A 17,747-nucleotide genomic window follows, 5' to 3' on the forward strand; every position below is an offset into this window, starting at 1 on the left:
TTGCATATCACGACATGGATTGCCGGCCGCTATTGCCTAGCAAGACCGGACCGGTTCGTTTTGGTGCGTCCAAAACGAAGGGAAAATCCATGTCTATTGCCAAAACACTCGCGCTGGCTGCCTTGGTCACATTGCCTGCCGTTGCAAATGCGAAGCCGCCCTTGAGGGATGTCAAAGAGATCGACGACGAACTCTATTACATCGCCATCGCAAATGAAATTTCGGAATATTGCCCCTCGATCAGCGGGCGTCGATTGAAAGCGATCAGTGTGATGTGGGGGCTGCGCTCCAAGGCGAACAAACTGGGGTATACGGATACCGAAATCCGCTCTTACGTCGAATCGGATGCTGAAAAAGACCGGATGCGCGCCAAGGGCGAGGCGTATCTGGCTTCGAATGGCGTGACCTATGACAACCCCAACACATTCTGCACTCTGGGGCAGAAGGAAATCCAAAGAAACAGCGCCATTGGCGTTTATTTGAGGGCGAATTGAAAGCCATGTCTGACCTCCGCAAGATCAATATCGACGGACAGGAAATCGAAGTCGATGGCGCGATGACCCTGATCCAGGCTTGTGAACAAGCCGGGGTCGAAGTGCCGCGCTTTTGTTATCACGAGCGTCTGTCGATCGCTGGCAATTGCCGGATGTGCCTGGTCGAGGTCGTCGGCGGGCCGCCGAAACCTGCGGCCTCCTGCGCGATGCAGGTGCGTGACCTGCGTCCGGGGCCTGAAGGTCAACCCCCGGTGGTCAAGACGAACTCGCCCATGGTCAAAAAGGCCCGCGAAGGCGTGATGGAGTTCCTGCTGATCAACCATCCGCTGGATTGCCCGATCTGTGATCAGGGTGGCGAATGCGACCTTCAGGATCAGGCGATGGCCTATGGCATGTCCGGATCCCGTTTCAAGGAAGCAAAGCGGGCGGTCGATGACCTGGATCTTGGCCCGCTGGTTGGCACCGCAATGACCCGCTGCATCAGCTGCACGCGCTGCGTGCGCTTCACCACCGAAGTAGCCGGGATAACTCAGATGGGTCAGACCGGGCGCGGTGAGGATGCCGAGATCACCTCGTATCTGAACCAGACGCTGGATTCGAATTTGCAGGGCAACATCATCGATCTGTGCCCTGTCGGGGCACTGACCTCCAAGCCCTACGCCTTTACTGCACGTCCGTGGGAATTGACCAAAACCGAAAGCATCGATGTGATGGATGCGTTGGGATCGAACATACGCGTCGATACCAAAGGCCGTGAAGTCATGCGTTTCCTGCCGCGCAATCATGACGGCGTGAACGAGGAATGGATCAGCGACAAGACCCGCTTTGTCTGGGATGGCCTGCGCCGTCAGCGTTTGGACAAGCCCTATGTCCGTAAAAACGGCAAGCTGCGCCCGGCCTCATGGTCCGAGGCGCTGACCAAGGCAGCAGAGGCGCTGAAAGGCGCCGAGAAACCCGCCGGTATCGTGGGCGATCTGGCTCCGGTCGAGGTGGCGTTTGCGCTGAAACAGATGATCGAAGGGCAGGGTGGTGTTGTCGAATGCCGTACCGATGGCGCAAAGCTTCCGGCGGGCAATCGTGGCGCTTACGCTGGCACCGCCGCGATTGAAGATATCGACACAGCGGAACGTATCCTGCTGATCGGTACCAACCCACGTGACGAAGCGCCTGTCCTGAACGCGCGCATCCGCAAGGCGTGGGCGCATGGGGCCGAAGTCGCTTTGGTCGGTCCTGCGGTCGATCTGACATATGAGTATCAGCATGTTGGCGATGATCGAACAGCGCTGCAAAAAGTTGTCGACGTGGGCGGAGATGATGAGATCAAGGGAAAACGGTCGTTGGTCATCATTGGTCAGGGCGCTTTGCAGGAAGCGGACGGCGCCGCCGTGCTGGCTGCTGCGCAAGCCATCGCGGCCAATACAGAAAGTGGTTTGATCGTTTTGCACACTGCGGCATCGCGCGTTGGTGCGATGGATGTGGGTGCCACGAACGAAGGCGGAATGGACGCGATCAGCGCCGCCGACGTGATCTACAACCTTGGTGCGGATGAGGTCGAGATCGGCGAAGGCGCCTTTGTGATCTATCAGGGCAGCCATGGTGACCGGGGTGCACACCGCGCCGATGTGATCCTGCCAGGCGCGGCCTATACCGAGGAAAACGGCGTGTTCGTAAACACCGAAGGTCGCCCTCAACTGGCGATGCGGGCCGGTTTTGCGCCGGGTGAGGCGAAGGAAAACTGGGCCATCCTGCGCGCCTTGTCGGCCGAACTGGGTGCAACACTGCCCTACGACTCTCTGGCACAGTTGCGCACGGCCTTGATCGAGGCGGTTCCGCATCTGGCCCGCATCGACGAAGTGATCGAGAACGATGTGAAAGTTCTCGACGCCGGTACTCTGGGCAACGCAACTTTCCGCTATGCGATCAAGGACTTCTACCTGACCAACCCGATCGCACGGGCTTCACAGTTGATGGCCGAGCTTTCGGCACAGGCGCAGGCCCGCAAATCCGAGAAGATCGCGGCGGAATGACCCAGACCATTTTCATATCGCAGATCGGCGCATCCGGTGCCGGGCGGCAGTTGGCCGCGCCTGATTTGCGTGTGAAACCGAATATTAAGGGTGGCGCAATGGCGGCAGATGCTGTTTACACCAACGCGCCGACCCAGCCGCAGTTTGCGCAGGCTTCTGGCCTTTGCATCGCGCGCGGAAAACGGAATACCCACGGTGTGAGGACCAATGGCTGAATTCTTTAACACCCCAGGCGGAATAGCCATCATCATTCTGGCGCAAGTGCTTGCCGTTGTTGCCTTTGTGATGATTTCACTGTTGTTCCTTGTTTACGGGGACCGCAAGATCTGGGCCGCTGTCCAGATGCGTCGCGGCCCCAACGTGGTGGGCGTCTATGGCCTGCTGCAATCGGTGGCGGATGCCCTGAAATATGTGGTGAAAGAGGTCGTCATTCCTGCGGGCGCCGACCGGACGGTCTTTATCCTCGCACCGCTGACATCCTTCGTTCTGGCGATGATCGCCTGGGCGGTGATCCCGTTCAACGATGGCTGGGTTCTGTCGGATATCAACGTCGCGATCCTCTATGTATTCGCGGTGTCCTCGCTCGAGGTTTATGGCGTGATCATGGGCGGTTGGGCGTCGAACTCAAAGTACCCGTTCTTGGGCTCGCTGCGCTCGGCCGCGCAGATGATTTCCTACGAGGTTTCGATCGGCCTGATCATCATCGGTGTGATCATTTCGACCGGCTCGATGAATTTTGGCGACATCGTGCGCGCTCAGGACGGCTCGTTCGGCTTCTTCAGCTGGTACTGGCTGCCGCATTTCCCGATGGTGTTCCTGTTCTTCATCTCGGCCCTGGCCGAAACCAACCGACCACCGTTTGACTTGCCCGAGGCGGAATCGGAACTGGTCGCCGGTTATCAGGTCGAATATTCCGCCACGCCTTTCCTGCTGTTCATGGCAGGCGAATACATCGCCATCTTCCTGATGTGCGCGCTGACCTCTCTGCTGTTCTTCGGCGGCTGGCTGTCCCCGATCCCTGGCCTGCCGGACGGCGTTCTGTGGATGGTGGCCAAGATGGCGTTCTTTTTCTTCATCTTCGCAATGGTCAAGGCGATCACACCCCGCTACCGCTATGACCAGCTGATGCGGCTGGGCTGGAAAGTGTTCCTGCCATTCTCGCTGGCTTGGGTGGTTTTCGTGGCCTTTGCGGCGAAATTCGACTGGTTCTGGGGCGCATTTGCCCGTTGGAGCGTAGGAGGCTGATATGACCCAAATCGACTATACCCGCGCTGCCAAATACTTCCTTCTGCAAGACTTCTGGGTCGGCATGAAGCTGGGGCTGAAGTATTTCTTCGCGCCCAAGGCCACGGTGAACTATCCGCACGAAAAGGGGCCTCTGTCCCCACGTTTCCGCGGCGAACACGCTCTGCGCCGCTATCCGAATGGTGAAGAACGCTGCATCGCCTGCAAACTCTGCGAGGCGATCTGCCCGGCCCAAGCCATCACCATCGACGCTGAACCGCGCGAGGACGGCAGCCGCCGCACCACGCGCTATGACATCGACATGACCAAGTGCATCTATTGCGGCTTCTGTCAGGAAGCTTGCCCGGTCGATGCCATCGTCGAAGGCCCGAATTTCGAATTCGCAACGGAAACCCGCGAAGAGCTGTTCTATGACAAGCAGAAACTGCTGGACAACGGCGAACGCTGGGAAGCCGAGATCGCCCGCAATCTGGAACTGGACGCGCCTTACCGATGAGTGACAGCCCGACAAATCCGTTCGAGCTGATGATGAAGCAGGCTCAGGACATGGCCAAGGCGATGAACCCGGCGATGGAAAGCTTCTCGCCCAAGGGGTTCGAGGCGCTGTGGCCAACCATGCCGAAAGAGGTCATGGAGATGATGTTTGGCAACACCGTCAACAAAGACGGGCTGGATGCCAAAACCCGCCTTCTGCTGACGCTGGCCGGGCTGACCTGTCAGGGCGCTCAGGCGGACTCGGCAGTGCGTCAGACCGTGCGCCACGCTTTGGAGGCGGGTGCCAAGAAACAAGAGATCGTGGAAACGATCGGTCAGATGTCGGTCTTTGCCGGCATCCCGGCCATGACCCGCGCGCTGGATCTGGCGCAAGAGGTCATGGGCGACAACGAGGATGAGGATCAATGACCGTCTTTGCCTTCTACCTGTTTGCCATCAGCGCCATCACCGGCGGGCTGTTCACGGTGATCAGCCGTCAGCCAGTGCACTCGGTGCTGTGGCTGATCCTGTCCTTCCTGTCTGCGGCGGGGCTGTTCGTGCTGCTGGGGGCCGAGTTCGTGGCGATGCTGTTGATCATCGTCTACGTGGGCGCGGTCGCTGTGCTTTTCCTCTTCGTTGTGATGATGTTGGATGTGGACTTTGCCGAGCTAAAGGCCGAGATGGCGCGCTATATGCCGCTGGCCCTGCTGATCGGTCTGGTCATCCTGATGCAATTTGTCATGGCTTTCGGCGCCTGGGACAGCGCGCAGGGTGCTGCCGAAAATCTGGCGCAGCCGGTCCCGACTGACCGCCACAACACCGAGGCGCTGGGTGTCATCCTTTACGATCAGTACTTTCTTCTGTTCCAACTTGCGGGCCTGATCCTGCTGGTGGCTATGATCGGCGCCATCGTTTTGACGCTGCGCCACCGTCAGGATATCAAGCGTCAGGACATCGTCGGCCAGATGATGCGCGATCCGGCCAAGGCGATGGAATTGAAGGACGTGAAACCGGGGCAGGGGTTGTGAGGTTCAAAGCCGTGATATCTGGGCTAAGTTTCGCTTTTTTCCCCGCGACTGTTTTCGCAGCGGGTATCGAAGCTTGCGAAGCTCTTCCGATTATGTCGCATCACGTGTTCGAGACGAACCACAGAATCGTTGGCAACGGCGTTGTCTCTTACCCTGAGATTGGCTCTATCTGCACCGACGAATTGGGATGCACACATACTGAGTTTGTTTTGTTTGCGGCTTGTGAAAGCGGTCAAACGATGCGCGTCGTAGCGAATCTTGAACGGGACTTCGACGGTACTCATTTGGATCGCGTCGATGAAGCAAATGAAGTTGTCCAAGTACTAGCATCTGCTGAAACAAGTTATTCGTGGACTTCGGCAACAAAAGCCTTTGAGCGAAAGGCATTCCAGATCGACGACTACATTGAATCGAAAGAAAACTGCGCCTGTGCAATGGCGTTTCCCGAGCTTCGCAACGGGAAAGAGAAATTCGAGGGACTCTAAGACGATGATCGGACTTGAACACTATCTTACGGTCGCGGCGACGCTGTTCGTCATCGGCATCTTCGGTCTCTTCCTGAACCGCAAGAACGTCATCATCCTGCTGATGAGCATCGAGCTGATGCTGCTGGCGGTGAATATCAACCTCGTGGCGTTTTCCAGCTTCCTTGGCGATCTGGTCGGGCAGGTGTTCACGCTGTTCGTGCTGACCGTTGCGGCGGCCGAGGCGGCGATTGGTCTGGCCATTCTGGTCTGCTTCTTCCGCAACCGCGGCACCATCGCGGTTGAAGACGTCAATATGATGAAGGGGTAAGAGAACATGGAAACCACCATCCTCTTTGCCCCGCTGGTGGGCGCGCTGCTCTGCGGGTTTGGCTGGAGATTCATTGGCGAGAAGGCCGCCATGTGGACGGCCACGGGCCTGCTGTTTCTGGCTTGTCTGCTGTCATGGCTCGTGTTCTTCTCGTTCGACGGGCTCACACAACAGATCGAGATCATGCGCTGGATCGAAAGCGGGTCGCTCTCGACCTCGTGGGCCATCCGTCTGGACCGGCTGACCGCCATCATGCTGATCGTGGTCACCACGGTTTCGGCGCTCGTGCATCTCTACAGCTTTGGCTACATGGATCACGACCCGCAATGGCGCGAAGGCGAAAGCTATAAGCCGCGTTTCTTTGCCTATCTGTCCTTCTTTACCTTCGCGATGCTGATGCTGGTGACGGCGGACAACCTTGTGCAGATGTTCTTTGGCTGGGAAGGCGTGGGTGTTGCCTCGTATCTGCTCATCGGCTTCTACTATCGCAAGCCGTCGGCAAATGCTGCGGCGATGAAAGCGTTCATCGTCAACCGTGTGGGCGATTTTGGCTTTGCTCTGGGCATCTTCGCGCTGTTCTTCCTGACCGACAGCATCAACTTTTCGGACATTTTCGCATCGGCACCCGCGCTTGCAGAAGAAAAGCTACATTTCCTGTGGGGCGAATGGACCGCGGTCGAGGTGATCTGTGTTCTGCTGTTCATCGGTGCGATGGGTAAATCCGCGCAGCTGATCCTGCACACCTGGTTGCCGGACGCGATGGAAGGCCCGACGCCGGTGTCGGCCCTGATCCACGCGGCCACCATGGTGACAGCGGGCGTGTTCCTTGTCTGCCGCATGTCGCCGCTGATGGAGTTCGCGCCGGGCGCGACCGGGTTCATCACCTTCCTTGGGGCCTCGACAGCGTTCTTCGCGGCGACCGTGGGTCTGGTACAGACCGACATCAAGCGCGTCATTGCGTATTCGACCTGTTCCCAGCTGGGATACATGTTCGTGGCCGCGGGCGTCGGCATGTATTCGGCGGCGATGTTCCACCTGTTCACGCACGCTTTCTTCAAGGCGCTGCTGTTCCTCGGTGCGGGGTCCGTGATCCACGCTATGCATCACGAGCAGGAGATGACGGAATATGGCGGTCTGCGCAAAAAGATCCCTTACACCTTCTGGGCGATGATGATCGGAACGCTGGCCATCACGGGTGTCGGCATTCCGCTTACCACAATCGGTTTTGCCGGGTTCCTGTCTAAAGACGCGATCATCGAAAGCGCCTATGCGGGCGGAACCGGCTACGCCTTCTGGATGCTGGTGATCGCGGCGATGTTCACCTCGTTCTATAGCTGGCGTCTGATTTTCCTGACCTTCTATGGCAAACCGCGTGGCGACAAGCATACGCATGACCACGCACATGAAAGCCCGATGACCATGCTGGTGCCGCTTGGCGTTCTGTCGCTGGGTGCGGTGTTTGCCGGGATGATCTGGTATGGCAATTTCTTTGGCCATGCGGACAAGGTCGGCAAGTTCTACGGTATTCCGGTTGCCGAAGCGTCAGAACATGCCGAGGCCGGTGATCATGCGGCGGCGGATGCTTCGCACGGTGAAGACAGCCATGCGGATGAAAGCCACGCGGCTGACAGTCATGCCGATGAAGGTCATGGTGAGAAGGATGCAAAGGGTGGCGATCATCACTATGTCTTTGCGGGCCAGCCCGGCGAGGGCGCGCTTTACATGGCGCCGGACAACCATGTTCTGGACGATGCGCATGCGGCTCCGAAATGGGTCAAGGTTTCACCCTTCGTCGCCATGTTGCTTGGCTTTGTCGTGGCCTATTGGTTCTACATCGTGAATACGTCGCTGCCGGCACGTCTGGCTGCAAATCAGCGTCCGCTGTACCTGTTCCTTCTGAACAAGTGGTATTTCGACGAAATCTACGATGCGGTCTTCGTAAAACCCACTGTGGCGCTTGGCCGCTTCCTGTGGAAACGCGGTGACGGCAATACAATCGATGGCTTCCTGAACGGAGTAGCAATGGGCGTTGTTCCCTTCTTCACCCGCCTCGCCGGCAAGGCGCAGACCGGGTACATCTTTACCTATGCCTTCTGGATGGTGCTGGGCATCGCGGCCCTTGTCACCTGGATGTCGATCGGCGGAGGGGCCCAGTAATGGATTATATCCTTTCGATCGTCACGTTTATCCCCGCCATCGCCGCAGGCATTCTGGCCTTGTTCCTGCAAGGTGACGATGCGGCGGCACAGCGGAACGCCAAGTGGATTGCTCTGCTGGCCACCACTGTGACCTTCCTGGTTTCAATCGGCATCTATACAGGCTTTGACCCGTCGAACCCCGGTTTCCAGATGGTGGAAGAGGGCGAGTGGCTGATGGGCCTCAAATACAAGATGGGTGTTGATGGCATCAGTGTCCTGTTCGTTCTGCTGACGACCTTCATCATGCCGCTGACCATTCTGGCCAGCTGGAATGTCACGGACCGTGTCAAGGAATACATGGTTGCCTTCCTGCTGCTGGAAACGCTGATGCTGGGCGTCTTCATGGCGCTTGATCTGGTACTGTTCTACCTGTTCTTCGAAGCGGGTCTTATTCCGATGTTCCTGATCATCGGGATATGGGGCGGCAAGGATCGGATCTACGCCAGCTTCAAGTTCTTCCTCTACACCTTCCTCGGCTCGGTCTTGATGCTGGTCGCCATGGTTGCAATGTATGCGGATGCGGGCACCACGGACATTGCCGCGCTGATGACGCACCAGTTCTCGTCCGAGGGCTTCAGCGTGCTGGGCATCTATGTTGTCGGTGGCATGCAGACCCTGATGTTCCTGGCCTTCTTTGCCTCGTTCGCGGTGAAAATGCCGATGTGGCCGGTGCATACCTGGTTGCCGGACGCCCACGTTCAGGCGCCCACGGCGGGATCGGTCGTACTGGCCGCGATCCTTCTGAAGATGGGCGGCTATGGCTTCCTGCGGTTCAGCCTGCCGATGTTCCCGGTGGGTTCGGCCGTGATGACCGATCTGGTGCTGTGGATGTCTGCCATCGCGGTTGTCTATACCTCTTTGGTGGCGCTGGTGCAGGAGGATATGAAGAAACTGATCGCCTATTCCTCGGTCGCGCATATGGGCTTTGTGACCATGGGTATTTTCGCGGCAAACCAGCAGGGCATCGATGGCGCGATCTTCCAGATGCTCAGCCACGGGTTCATCTCGGCCGCGCTGTTCCTGTGCGTTGGCGTGATCTATGACCGGATGCACACCCGCGATATCGAGGCTTATGGCGGTCTGGTGATCCGGATGCCAGCCTACGCGCTGGTCTTTATGTTGTTTACCATGGCCAATGTGGGCCTGCCGGGCACCAGTGGCTTCATCGGTGAATTCCTGACCCTGATGGGCGCGTTTCAGGTCAACACCTGGGTAACGGCTGTGGCAGCGACCGGTGTGATCTTCTCGGCGGGTTATGCGCTGTGGCTCTACCGCCGGGTCGTGTTTGGCGATCTGATCAAGGAAAGCCTTAAGGCGATGACCGACATGAGCTCGCGCGAGCGATTGATCTTCGCCCCGCTGATCGTGATGACCATCCTGCTGGGTGTCTACCCGTCGCTGGTGACCGATGTAATCGGGCAATCCACAGCGGCTCTGATTTCGAACTATGACACGGCTCTGGCCGCGGCTGAGGCTGCGACCCAGACAGCCGCTTCGCATTAAGGGAACTTTGGAGACATGATCCAGGCTGATCTGACAATCATCCTGCCGGAAATCGTTCTGGCGCTTTATGCGATGGCGGCGCTGCTGGGGGCTGTCTACACGACAAAGGACGGACTGGCGCCTTTGCTGGTCTGGACCACGGCAGGTCTTATGGCCCTTCTGGCAATCTGGATTGCAACTCAGGGCGGGGGTACAAACGTGGCCTTCAACGGCATGTTCGTCGATGACGGCTTTGCCCGCTTTGCCAAGGTTGCTATCCTTTTGTCGGCGGGTGCAGTACTGGTCATGAGCCAGGAATACATGGCGCGCCGCGATCTGCTGCGTTTTGAATATCCTTTGCTGGTGGCACTGGCCGCCGTGGGGATGATGATGATGGTCAGCGCAGGCGATCTGATGTCGCTTTACATGGGGCTCGAGCTGCAATCGCTGTCGCTCTATGTCGTGGCCGCTCTGCGTCGTGACAGCGCGAAATCGACCGAGGCAGGTCTGAAGTATTTTGTGCTGGGTGCGCTGAGCTCGGGTCTGCTGCTTTATGGCGCGTCGCTGGTCTATGGCTTCACCGGCACCACGTTGTTCTCGGGCATCATCCAGACAGTTCACCATGGCGATGTTTCGTTGGGGCTGCTGTTTGGCCTGATCTTCCTGATCTCGGGTCTGGCCTTCAAGGTCTCGGCCGTACCGTTCCATATGTGGACGCCGGACGTTTACGAGGGGTCTCCGACACCGATCACGGCTTTCTTTGCCACGGCACCCAAGGTTGCGGCGATGGCGTTGTTCGCGCGCCTGTTGCATGACGCGTTTGGCGGCATTGTCCAAGACTGGCAGCAAGTGATTGTCCTGCTGTCCGTGCTGTCGATGTTGCTGGGGGCCGTGGCCGCGATCGGGCAGCGCGACATCAAGCGACTGATGGCGTTTTCGTCGATTGCCCATATGGGCTATGCGCTGATTGGCCTGGCCGCTGGTACCGAGCTGGGTATCAAGGCCATGCTCATGTATCTGGCCATCTACGTGACCATGAATATCGGCACCTTCGCCTTCATTCTGATGATGGAACGTGACGGCAAACCCATCACCGATATTGACGCTCTGCGGCAATACTCCAAGCGTGATCCGGGCAAGGCGCTGGCGGTGCTGATCCTGATGTTCAGCCTGGCGGGCGTGCCTCCGATGCTTGGTTTCTTTGCGAAATTCGGCGTCTGGCAGGCGGGCGTCAGTGCGGGTCTGACCGGTCTGGTCGTCGTCTCGGCCATCGCTTCGGTCATCGGTGCCTTCTATTACCTGCGGATCGTGTTCTACATGTATTTCGGGGCCGAGAACGAAGAGCCGATCGAAACCCGGTCGACCCCTGTTCTGTGGGTGGCATTGATGGGGTCTGCGGCCCTAATGCTGGTCGGCATCTTCTATCAGTTCGGCGTCGAGGGCGCGGCAGCTGCCGCGGCGGCCACGCTTGTCAATTGATCGTTTCACACATCCGGAAAGAGGGGCTCGGTCGCGCGACCGGGCCTTTTTGATATGACAAAATGGCCCCAAGGCTATGGCCTGCACGAGGTGCAGGAAGTCGACAGCACGCTGAATGAAGCGGCGCGGATTGCTCCGAATGCGCGTGGTCCTGTCTGGATCATGGCGCATCACCAGACGGCGGCGCGCGGGCGGCGCGGACGAAGCTGGGCCAACCCGATGGGCAACCTGGCGGCGACCTTGCTGATGCGTCCTCAGGGCGCGCCGGAACAGGCGGCTTTGCGCAGTTTCGTGGCGGCGCTGGCCCTTTTTGACGCGTGTGTCGCCGTTACCGGGCGGGCTGCCGGACTGTCGCTGAAATGGCCCAATGACGTGCTGCTGAACGGCGGCAAGCTTGCCGGTATCCTGCTGGAAAGCACGGGGCAGGGGCATGGCGTGGCGCATCTGTCCATCGGCATCGGAGTGAATCTGGCCAATGCCCCGGATGCGGACGCGGTAGAGCCCGGCGCGGTTCGTCCCGTCTCACTTCTTTCGGAAACCGGGGCACATGTCTCGCCCGAGGATTTTCTGACCGAACTGGCCGCGGCCTATGCCGGGTATGAAACCCAATTCGTCACCTATGGGTTCGAACCGATCCGCACTGCCTGGCTGTCCCGCGCGGCCCGGTTGGGCGAGGTCATCACCGCGCGGACCGGTACGTCAGAAACGGTTGGTACCTTCGAAACGGTGGACGCAGGTGGTAACCTTGTCTTAAACACCACCAAAGGCCGCGTGAGCATTCCTGCGGCGGATGTCTATTTCTGAGAGGGGCGCGAATGCTTCTTGCCATCGATTGCGGCAATACCAATACCGTCTTCTCGATCTGGGACGGTGAAGAATTTCTGTGCACCCTGCGCACCTCGACCCACCATGCGCGCACGGCAGACGCGTATTTCACCTGGTATTCGACGCTGGTGAAACATTATGGGATCGAGGCGAATATCTCGGATGTCATCATTGCCTCGACCGTGCCACGTGTCGTGTTCAACCTGCGCATCTTTGCCGATCGCTTTTTTGGTTGCAGACCATTGGTTGTGGGCAAGCCCGATTGCCTGTTGCCTGTCCCTCCGCGTGTGGATGAAGGCACGGTGCCCGGCCCGGATCGACTGGCCAATGCCGTGGGCGCTTTTGACCGCCATGGTGGCAATGTGGTTGTCGTGGACTTTGGTACCGCAACAAATTTCGACGTTGTCGCCGCGGACGGTGCCTATGTGGGGGGCGTTATCGCTCCGGGTGTGAACCTCAGCCTTGAGGCTTTGCATCAGGGCGCAGCCGCACTGCCGCATATCGACATCACGCGTCCCGAGAAGGTGATCGGTACAAATACGGTTGGTTGTATTCAATCGGGCGTGTATTGGGGATATTCCGGTTTGATCGAGGGGCTGATCGCCCGGATCAAGGCCGAGTATGGAATGCCGATGAAAGTCGTTGGAACCGGAGGGCTGGCCCCCTTGTTCGATCAGGCCGACGTGGGGTTCGACGCAATCGAAGATGATCTGACGATGCACGGCCTGACCGTGATCCATCGCTACAACAAGGATAATGGCTCCGTATGAGCAGTGAAAGATTGATCTACCTGCCGCTGGGTGGCGCGGGCGAAATTGGTATGAACGCCTATGTGTACGGCTACGGTGAACCGGGAAAGGAACGCCTGATCCTTGTGGATCTGGGCGTCACTTTTCCTGATATGGACACAACGCCGGGCGTTGACCTTATCCATGCCGATATCTTTTGGCTGAAAGAGCGTGCCGACCGGCTGGATGGTGTTTTCATCACGCACGCCCATGAAGACCACGTCGGTGCCGTGGCCCATTGTTATGAAGCTTTGGGCGCGCCGGTCTATGCGCGCGCCTTCACGGCCAATATCGCGCGCCGCAAGATGGAAGAACACGCGCACCCGACCGAGGCGGTCACGACTGTTTCCGCCTGGCCTGAACAGGTGTCCGTCGGGCCGTTCACGGTTGGCTTCCTTCCTGTTTCGCACTCGATTCCCGAAAGTGCCGCACTGGTCATCGACACACCCGCAGGGCGTGTCGTGCATTCGGGCGACTTCAAGCTGGATGCTGCACCCGTCGTCGGAGAGGCCTTTGACCCTGACCTGTGGGCCGAGGTTGCCAAGCCCGGCATCAAGGCGCTGGTCTGTGACAGTACGAATGTGTTTTCGACTCATCCGGGGCGTTCAGAATCCGAAGTTGGCCCCGAGATTGTCAAGCTGGTCGAAGGCGCGGAAGGTATGGTCGTGGCGACCACCTTTGCGTCAAACGTCGCGCGGGTCAAAACGCTGGCCGAAGCAGGTGCGCGGGCCGGGCGTTCCGTCGTTCTGCTGGGGCGCGCGATGCGTCGGATGATCGAAGCCGCGACCGAAACCGGTATTCTTGCGGATTTTCCAAAGGTGATCAGCGCCGAAGAGGCTCTGGACCTTCCGCGCCAGAACCTGATGCTGATCGTGACCGGCAGCCAGGGGGAACGACGGGCCGCAAGCGCCCAACTGGCCCGTGGCAAGTACCGTGGTCTGGAGCTGGCCGAAGGCGATCTGTTCCTGTTTTCCTCGAAAACCATTCCCGGGAACGAACGGGGCGTGATCTTCATCATGAACCAGCTCAGCGAAAAGGGCGTGGATGTCGTTGATGACAGTTCGGGCCTTTATCATGTCTCGGGCCATGCGAACCGGCCGGACCTCGAGAAAGTGCACGCACTGACTGATCCGCAATTCGTGATCCCGATGCACGGCGAACACCGGCACCTGCGCGAGCATGTCAAACTGGCAGAGCAGGGCGGCAGAACCGGAGTGCTGGCGGTGAACGGCACCATGCTGGATCTCAGCGGCAATGCGCCTGTGGTCGTCGATTATGTTGAAACCGGTCGCACATATCTGGACGGCACCGTGAAGATTGGTGCCCTTGACGGCGTGGTGCGGGACCGTATCCGCATGGCTTTGAACGGCCATGTTACAGTGACGGTGGTTCTGGACGAAGAAGACGAACCGCTGGGCGAGCCGTGGTGCGATACCATGGGGCTGCCCGAAACCGGCACGTCCCGTGCCGCGTTGGTCGAAGTGCTGGAAGAGGATCTGAACCAGTTCCTGATGCGGGCCGCTGCCAAGACCCTGCGCGATGACGACAAGCTGGAAGATGAAATGCGCCGCATCGTGCGGCAGACAGCCAAAGCGGAAATTGGCAAAAAGCCCGAAGTGACGGTGGTGGTCAGCCGGATGCGGTGAAACCGATCCGTCAGTCGTGGGTTGGCATCGGATAGCCCCTGAGACGCAGGAACAGGTTGGCTTCTTCGTTGTTTTTGTAGAATGGAACTGACGATGGCGGCTCGGGGGACGTAACCCGGGCCGCTATTTCCGCCAGAACGACCTCGGTGATAAACGGCAGATCCAGATCCCGTGCCCGATCCAGTGGCACCCATTGCAGGTGCGACAGCTCATCCGAGGCGTGACTGAAATCATCCACATCACCTTGCAGAGCGTCGGCGTCGACCAGAAAGAACCGCGCATCGAACCGGCGGGGACGGCCCGGTGGAGTTACCGCGCGAAAGACGAACTGAAGCGCAGCCGCAGTTGGCAGGTAACCCAACGCGGCAAAGCTCTGCCAATCGTCAGGTACCTGACCGGGCCATGTGCCCGGCTGGCCGAGAACAAGACCGGTTTCTTCCCAAAGCTCGCGTATGGCGGCCGCGGCGAGGGCGTGTTGAATCCCCGGCTCGGCCTGTTCGCCCAAACGTTCAAAGCACAGATCCGGCAAATCCGTTGCCAATGGAACATCCGCGTCAGCCGGATCAACCGCGCCACCGGGAAAGACGAACTTGTTCGGCATGAAGGCCGCTTTGGACCCGCGCTGCCCCATAAGGATCGAGGGGTTTGTCCATCTGTCCCGCAGCACTATAACCGTCGCTGCGTTCCGGATGGCGGTTTTGTCGGGTGTCATGTCCAAACTGGTCAACTGGGTCGGGTCACGCGGTTTTTCCAAAGCCATGCATGCGGCGTGCCCACTGATACGCCACCACTGCACCTTTCAGGCGTGGCAACAGGTAAAGGGACAGGGCGACGCAGGCGACGGAAAAGCCGATGGCCATCGTCCACGGATCGGGCCGCCAATGCACGTACGACACGTGCAGAGCAGGCGCCAGCAGGTGGCCGACCAGCAGGATTGTCAGGTAGGCGGGCCCATCATCTGCGCGATGGTGAAACAACTCCTGCCCGCAGTTCGAGCAGGAGTCATTGACCTTGAGATAGCTGTGCAACAGCTTGCCTTCCCCGCAGTTGGGGCATTTGCAGCGAAACCCCTTGACCAGGGCTGGCCATGTCTCACGCTCATCTTCAGAGGTCGTCTCGATCGTCTGATCCGTCATAATGTAACTCGCGCAGTAATCTTTTGCGGATAATGGGCCTGATCGTGGAAATTTAAAAGGGGGGTGCGTCGCTTTGCAACGTCTGCCCGGCACCTCGTCTTGGGGCGGTCCCGAACCTTTCAAAAATAATATCGAATTCAGCGACGGAATTCCTGGCGCGGCCCGTTTGAATGGGTATGAGCGGCGGCACTCGGGCCGCGTCAACAAAAGGAAACGGAAATGAAAAACGTTACATTCATCTCGGCCATTGTCATGTCGGCGGTTGCGATTACCGGTACTTCTGTTTTGGCCGCTGGCTCGGGTGGCCGCGAGCCGGTGTCCTTTCAGGAATTGGACGCCGATGGGGATGGTCAGGTGACGCAACAAGAGATGGAGGCGCACCGAACCGCTCGTTTCACCGAGGCGGACATAAATGGGGATGGAAAGCTGAGCCAGGAAGAAATGCAGGCTGCCGCCCAGAAGAAAGCCAGTGATCGGGTTGCCAGGATGTTCGAAAACAACGACGCGAACAAAGATGGCTTCCTCAGCCAGGATGAGTTGCCGAAACCGCGCCGGGCTGACAAGATGTTTGATCGGATGGATGCGGACAACAGTGGCGGAATCTCGGAACAGGAATTTGCCGATGCCAAAGATCGGATGGGACGGCACCATAAGAAAAAGCATCAAAAATCGGATACAAGCGATAACTGATGCAGGATGGAGGATCTGACCTCCCACCCACAAGATGTTCGCGGCGCGGATTGCGCCGCGAACACACTCAGCGACGATGCGTTGCTGAGGCAATTCGCTGATGGTGAGGCGGGGGCGGCACGGATCCTGACCGATCGTTTGGGGCCACGCTGTTACTCGGTTGCTTTGCGCATGTTGGGCAATCGGGCCGAGGCGGAAGACGTGACGCAGGATGCGATGATGCGGTTGTGGCAGATGGCGCCGAATTGGGTTTCGGGTCAGGCCAAGGTATCGACCTGGCTGTATCGGGTGACGCTGAACCTGTGCGTGGACATCAGGCGCAAGAAGACACCCGACAGGTTGTCGGACGTTCCCGAACCCGAAGATGGCAAGGCCAGCGTTGTTGACCGCATGCAGGACGAGGCGCGCAAGGATGCCTTGCAGTCGGCTTTGGCCGAGCTGCCCGAGCGGCAGCGACAAGCGGTCGTGCTGCGCCATATTGAAGAGCTGCCCAACCCCGAGATTGCCGGGATAATGGGCATTTCGGTAGAAGCAGTTGAAAGCCTGACCGCAAGAGGCAAGCGCAGCCTGACCGCGATCTTGGCCGGACGACGCGAAGAACTGGGGTATGACAATGGCGGATGAAGACCTGGAACTTGATCATTTGTTTGCACAGGCACAGCGGCAGCGACCGGCACTGCCGGACGATCTTGCCGTGCGCATCCAGACGGATGCTGAAACTGTTCGCCTCGGTCGTCTTGCGCCTGCACCGCAGCCGATGCCTTCGATATGGAACAGGTTGATAAGCAATGTAGGAGGATGGCAGGGCCTTGGCGGGCTTGTCGCCGCAAGCGCTGCCGGGGTCTGGATCGGGTTTTCCGCACCGGCCTTTCTGCCGGACCCGGCCAGCCTGTTGACGTCAGAGGAGACATCCTTCCTCGTGGCCGACCTTGGATTTGACTCGAGTTTTCTGGAGAGCACGGAATGAACGCTGATCCCAAGCCCAAACGCAGGTGGGTGCCTGTCGTCCTGGCCCTGTCACTGGCGCTGAACCTTCTGGTTGTCGGTGTCGCTGTGGGCACCGTATTGCGCCTCAAAGGTGGGGATCATGCCAAATCACCGCCCGGCTTCGGCCCCGCGTTGTACCGGGCCCTGCCCAAGGATGATCGAAAGGCGATGCGGGGCGAGCTGACGGGCCTGCACAAAAAAGGATCAAAGGGTCGTACTCAGGATTTTGAAGCGCTCAGTCAGGCTTTGCGCGCAACGCCCTTCGACCCGGTCGCCGTTCAGGTTCTGTTGCAACAACAAGCACAGGCCACCGCCGATTTGCAGCAGGCCTTGCAAACGCAATGGCTGGCACGTGTGACCGCCATGAGCAATGATGAACGGCAGGCTTATGCAGACCGATTGCAGGAAGTCGTCAAACGCGGGCCGCATGGGCACAAGAAAAGAGACTGAACA

The 17,747-nt window shown here is 58.8% G+C and carries 21 protein-coding genes; 19 read left to right on the forward strand and 2 right to left on the reverse strand.

Annotated features, from left to right (window positions below):
* Positions 1-89: 89 nt before the first annotated feature.
* From GS605_RS02495 to GS605_RS02565, 15 genes are read left to right on the forward strand one after another with little or no spacing between them, the layout of a single operon-like run.
* Positions 90-494 carry a DUF5333 domain-containing protein gene (locus GS605_RS02495; protein WP_171722959.1) on the forward strand — a complete coding sequence of 135 codons (405 nt, stop codon included), beginning with the start codon at positions 90-92 and terminating at the stop codon, positions 492-494.
* Between the two features lie 5 nt (positions 495-499).
* Positions 500-2,521, forward strand: coding sequence for an NADH-quinone oxidoreductase subunit NuoG (nuoG, locus tag GS605_RS02500; RefSeq protein ID WP_171722960.1), 2,022 nt, complete (start codon positions 500-502; stop codon positions 2,519-2,521).
* A complete protein-coding gene (locus GS605_RS02505; RefSeq protein ID WP_171631160.1) occupies positions 2,518-2,736 on the forward strand; it encodes a hypothetical protein in 219 nt (72 codons plus the stop codon). Before nuoG ends, GS605_RS02505 begins: the two co-directional genes overlap by 4 nt.
* On the forward strand, positions 2,729-3,766 hold the full coding sequence (gene nuoH / locus GS605_RS02510; RefSeq protein WP_152458581.1) for an NADH-quinone oxidoreductase subunit NuoH: 1,038 nt from the start codon (positions 2,729-2,731) through the stop codon (positions 3,764-3,766). Before GS605_RS02505 ends, nuoH begins: the two co-directional genes overlap by 8 nt.
* A 1-nt stretch (position 3,767) precedes the next feature.
* Positions 3,768-4,262: an NADH-quinone oxidoreductase subunit NuoI gene (gene nuoI / locus GS605_RS02515; protein WP_152458580.1), complete on the forward strand. Its 495-nt coding sequence runs from the start codon at positions 3,768-3,770 to the stop codon at positions 4,260-4,262.
* On the forward strand, positions 4,259-4,669 hold the full coding sequence (locus GS605_RS02520) for a carboxymuconolactone decarboxylase family protein (protein WP_170476531.1): 411 nt from the start codon (positions 4,259-4,261) through the stop codon (positions 4,667-4,669). The genes nuoI and GS605_RS02520 overlap by 4 nt, the downstream gene beginning before the upstream one ends.
* Positions 4,666-5,268, forward strand: coding sequence for an NADH-quinone oxidoreductase subunit J (locus tag GS605_RS02525; RefSeq protein ID WP_171722961.1), 603 nt, complete (start codon positions 4,666-4,668; stop codon positions 5,266-5,268). Before GS605_RS02520 ends, GS605_RS02525 begins: the two co-directional genes overlap by 4 nt.
* Entirely contained in the window at positions 5,265-5,753 is a 489-nt protein-coding gene (locus tag GS605_RS02530) for a hypothetical protein (protein ID WP_171722962.1), read from the forward strand. The genes GS605_RS02525 and GS605_RS02530 overlap by 4 nt, the downstream gene beginning before the upstream one ends.
* 4 nt (positions 5,754-5,757) lie before the next feature.
* Entirely contained in the window at positions 5,758-6,063 is a 306-nt protein-coding gene (gene nuoK, locus GS605_RS02535) for an NADH-quinone oxidoreductase subunit NuoK (protein WP_005984024.1), read from the forward strand.
* 6 nt (positions 6,064-6,069) lie between these two features.
* Positions 6,070-8,220, forward strand: coding sequence for an NADH-quinone oxidoreductase subunit L (gene nuoL / locus GS605_RS02540; RefSeq protein ID WP_171722963.1), 2,151 nt, complete (start codon positions 6,070-6,072; stop codon positions 8,218-8,220).
* Positions 8,220-9,764 (forward strand): NADH-quinone oxidoreductase subunit M, encoded by a 1,545-nt coding sequence (locus GS605_RS02545; protein ID WP_171631166.1) that lies wholly within the window; start codon positions 8,220-8,222, stop codon positions 9,762-9,764. The genes nuoL and GS605_RS02545 overlap by 1 nt, the downstream gene beginning before the upstream one ends.
* A 15-nt stretch (positions 9,765-9,779) precedes the next feature.
* Entirely contained in the window at positions 9,780-11,222 is a 1,443-nt protein-coding gene (gene nuoN / locus GS605_RS02550; RefSeq protein ID WP_171631168.1) for an NADH-quinone oxidoreductase subunit NuoN, read from the forward strand.
* A 54-nt stretch (positions 11,223-11,276) separates the two neighbouring features.
* Positions 11,277-12,026 (forward strand): biotin--[acetyl-CoA-carboxylase] ligase, encoded by a 750-nt coding sequence (locus tag GS605_RS02555; RefSeq protein ID WP_171722964.1) that lies wholly within the window; start codon positions 11,277-11,279, stop codon positions 12,024-12,026.
* Positions 12,027-12,037: 11 nt separating this feature from the next.
* Positions 12,038-12,817, forward strand: a complete 780-nt coding sequence (locus GS605_RS02560) for a type III pantothenate kinase (protein WP_171631173.1) — start codon at positions 12,038-12,040, stop codon at positions 12,815-12,817.
* A complete protein-coding gene (locus GS605_RS02565; protein WP_171631175.1) occupies positions 12,814-14,481 on the forward strand; it encodes a ribonuclease J in 1,668 nt (555 codons plus the stop codon). The genes GS605_RS02560 and GS605_RS02565 overlap by 4 nt, the downstream gene beginning before the upstream one ends.
* Positions 14,482-14,491: 10 nt before the next feature.
* On the opposite strand, the gene GS605_RS02570 is transcribed toward GS605_RS02565, so the two are convergent.
* Together GS605_RS02570 and GS605_RS02575 are read right to left on the reverse strand one after the other, a co-directional pair.
* Positions 14,492-15,193: an NUDIX hydrolase gene (locus tag GS605_RS02570; RefSeq protein WP_171723629.1), complete on the reverse strand. Its 702-nt coding sequence runs from the start codon at positions 15,191-15,193 to the stop codon at positions 14,492-14,494.
* Positions 15,194-15,218: 25 nt separating this feature from the next.
* Positions 15,219-15,617, reverse strand: a complete 399-nt coding sequence (locus GS605_RS02575) for a DUF983 domain-containing protein (RefSeq protein WP_171115058.1) — start codon at positions 15,615-15,617, stop codon at positions 15,219-15,221.
* A 219-nt stretch (positions 15,618-15,836) separates the two neighbouring features.
* On the opposite strand from GS605_RS02575, the gene GS605_RS02580 reads away from it, so the two are divergent.
* Genes GS605_RS02580 through GS605_RS02595 form a run of 4 tightly spaced genes read left to right on the forward strand, consistent with a single transcriptional unit; the run spans position 15,837 to position 17,744 of the window.
* The gene (locus GS605_RS02580) at positions 15,837-16,307 is read left to right on the forward strand and encodes an EF-hand domain-containing protein (protein WP_171722965.1); all 471 of its coding nucleotides are present in this window, start codon (positions 15,837-15,839) and stop codon (positions 16,305-16,307) included.
* Positions 16,308-16,313: 6 nt separating this feature from the next.
* Positions 16,314-16,931, forward strand: a complete 618-nt coding sequence (locus GS605_RS02585) for an RNA polymerase sigma factor (protein ID WP_152458569.1) — start codon at positions 16,314-16,316, stop codon at positions 16,929-16,931.
* The gene (locus tag GS605_RS02590) at positions 16,921-17,274 is read left to right on the forward strand and encodes a hypothetical protein (RefSeq protein WP_171631181.1); all 354 of its coding nucleotides are present in this window, start codon (positions 16,921-16,923) and stop codon (positions 17,272-17,274) included. The genes GS605_RS02585 and GS605_RS02590 overlap by 11 nt, the downstream gene beginning before the upstream one ends.
* On the forward strand, positions 17,271-17,744 hold the full coding sequence (locus GS605_RS02595) for a periplasmic heavy metal sensor (protein ID WP_171722966.1): 474 nt from the start codon (positions 17,271-17,273) through the stop codon (positions 17,742-17,744). The genes GS605_RS02590 and GS605_RS02595 overlap by 4 nt, the downstream gene beginning before the upstream one ends.
* Positions 17,745-17,747: the final 3 nt, after the last annotated feature.

It is taken from the genome of Ruegeria sp. HKCCD7559, from assembly GCF_013110575.1.
Taxonomy (GTDB): Bacteria; Pseudomonadota; Alphaproteobacteria; order Rhodobacterales; family Rhodobacteraceae; genus Ruegeria.

Coding starts and splice junctions, on each gene's coding strand:
- GS605_RS02555 (WP_171722964.1), top strand. CDS start 11,277: ATGACAAAATGGCCCCAAGGCTATGGCCTGCACGAGGTGCAGGAAGTC.
- GS605_RS02585 (WP_152458569.1), top strand. CDS start 16,314: ATGGAGGATCTGACCTCCCACCCACAAGATGTTCGCGGCGCGGATTGC.
- GS605_RS02575 (WP_171115058.1), bottom strand. CDS start 15,617: ATGACGGATCAGACGATCGAGACGACCTCTGAAGATGAGCGTGAGACA.
- nuoK (WP_005984024.1), top strand. CDS start 5,758: ATGATCGGACTTGAACACTATCTTACGGTCGCGGCGACGCTGTTCGTC.
- GS605_RS02520 (WP_170476531.1), top strand. CDS start 4,259: ATGAGTGACAGCCCGACAAATCCGTTCGAGCTGATGATGAAGCAGGCT.
- GS605_RS02595 (WP_171722966.1), top strand. CDS start 17,271: ATGAACGCTGATCCCAAGCCCAAACGCAGGTGGGTGCCTGTCGTCCTG.
- nuoG (WP_171722960.1), top strand. CDS start 500: ATGTCTGACCTCCGCAAGATCAATATCGACGGACAGGAAATCGAAGTC.
- GS605_RS02560 (WP_171631173.1), top strand. CDS start 12,038: ATGCTTCTTGCCATCGATTGCGGCAATACCAATACCGTCTTCTCGATC.
- nuoI (WP_152458580.1), top strand. CDS start 3,768: ATGACCCAAATCGACTATACCCGCGCTGCCAAATACTTCCTTCTGCAA.
- GS605_RS02590 (WP_171631181.1), top strand. CDS start 16,921: ATGGCGGATGAAGACCTGGAACTTGATCATTTGTTTGCACAGGCACAG.
- GS605_RS02565 (WP_171631175.1), top strand. CDS start 12,814: ATGAGCAGTGAAAGATTGATCTACCTGCCGCTGGGTGGCGCGGGCGAA.
- GS605_RS02525 (WP_171722961.1), top strand. CDS start 4,666: ATGACCGTCTTTGCCTTCTACCTGTTTGCCATCAGCGCCATCACCGGC.
- GS605_RS02495 (WP_171722959.1), top strand. CDS start 90: ATGTCTATTGCCAAAACACTCGCGCTGGCTGCCTTGGTCACATTGCCT.
- GS605_RS02545 (WP_171631166.1), top strand. CDS start 8,220: ATGGATTATATCCTTTCGATCGTCACGTTTATCCCCGCCATCGCCGCA.
- GS605_RS02580 (WP_171722965.1), top strand. CDS start 15,837: ATGAAAAACGTTACATTCATCTCGGCCATTGTCATGTCGGCGGTTGCG.
- nuoH (WP_152458581.1), top strand. CDS start 2,729: ATGGCTGAATTCTTTAACACCCCAGGCGGAATAGCCATCATCATTCTG.
- nuoL (WP_171722963.1), top strand. CDS start 6,070: ATGGAAACCACCATCCTCTTTGCCCCGCTGGTGGGCGCGCTGCTCTGC.
- nuoN (WP_171631168.1), top strand. CDS start 9,780: ATGATCCAGGCTGATCTGACAATCATCCTGCCGGAAATCGTTCTGGCG.
- GS605_RS02570 (WP_171723629.1), bottom strand. CDS start 15,193: ATGACACCCGACAAAACCGCCATCCGGAACGCAGCGACGGTTATAGTG.
- GS605_RS02505 (WP_171631160.1), top strand. CDS start 2,518: ATGACCCAGACCATTTTCATATCGCAGATCGGCGCATCCGGTGCCGGG.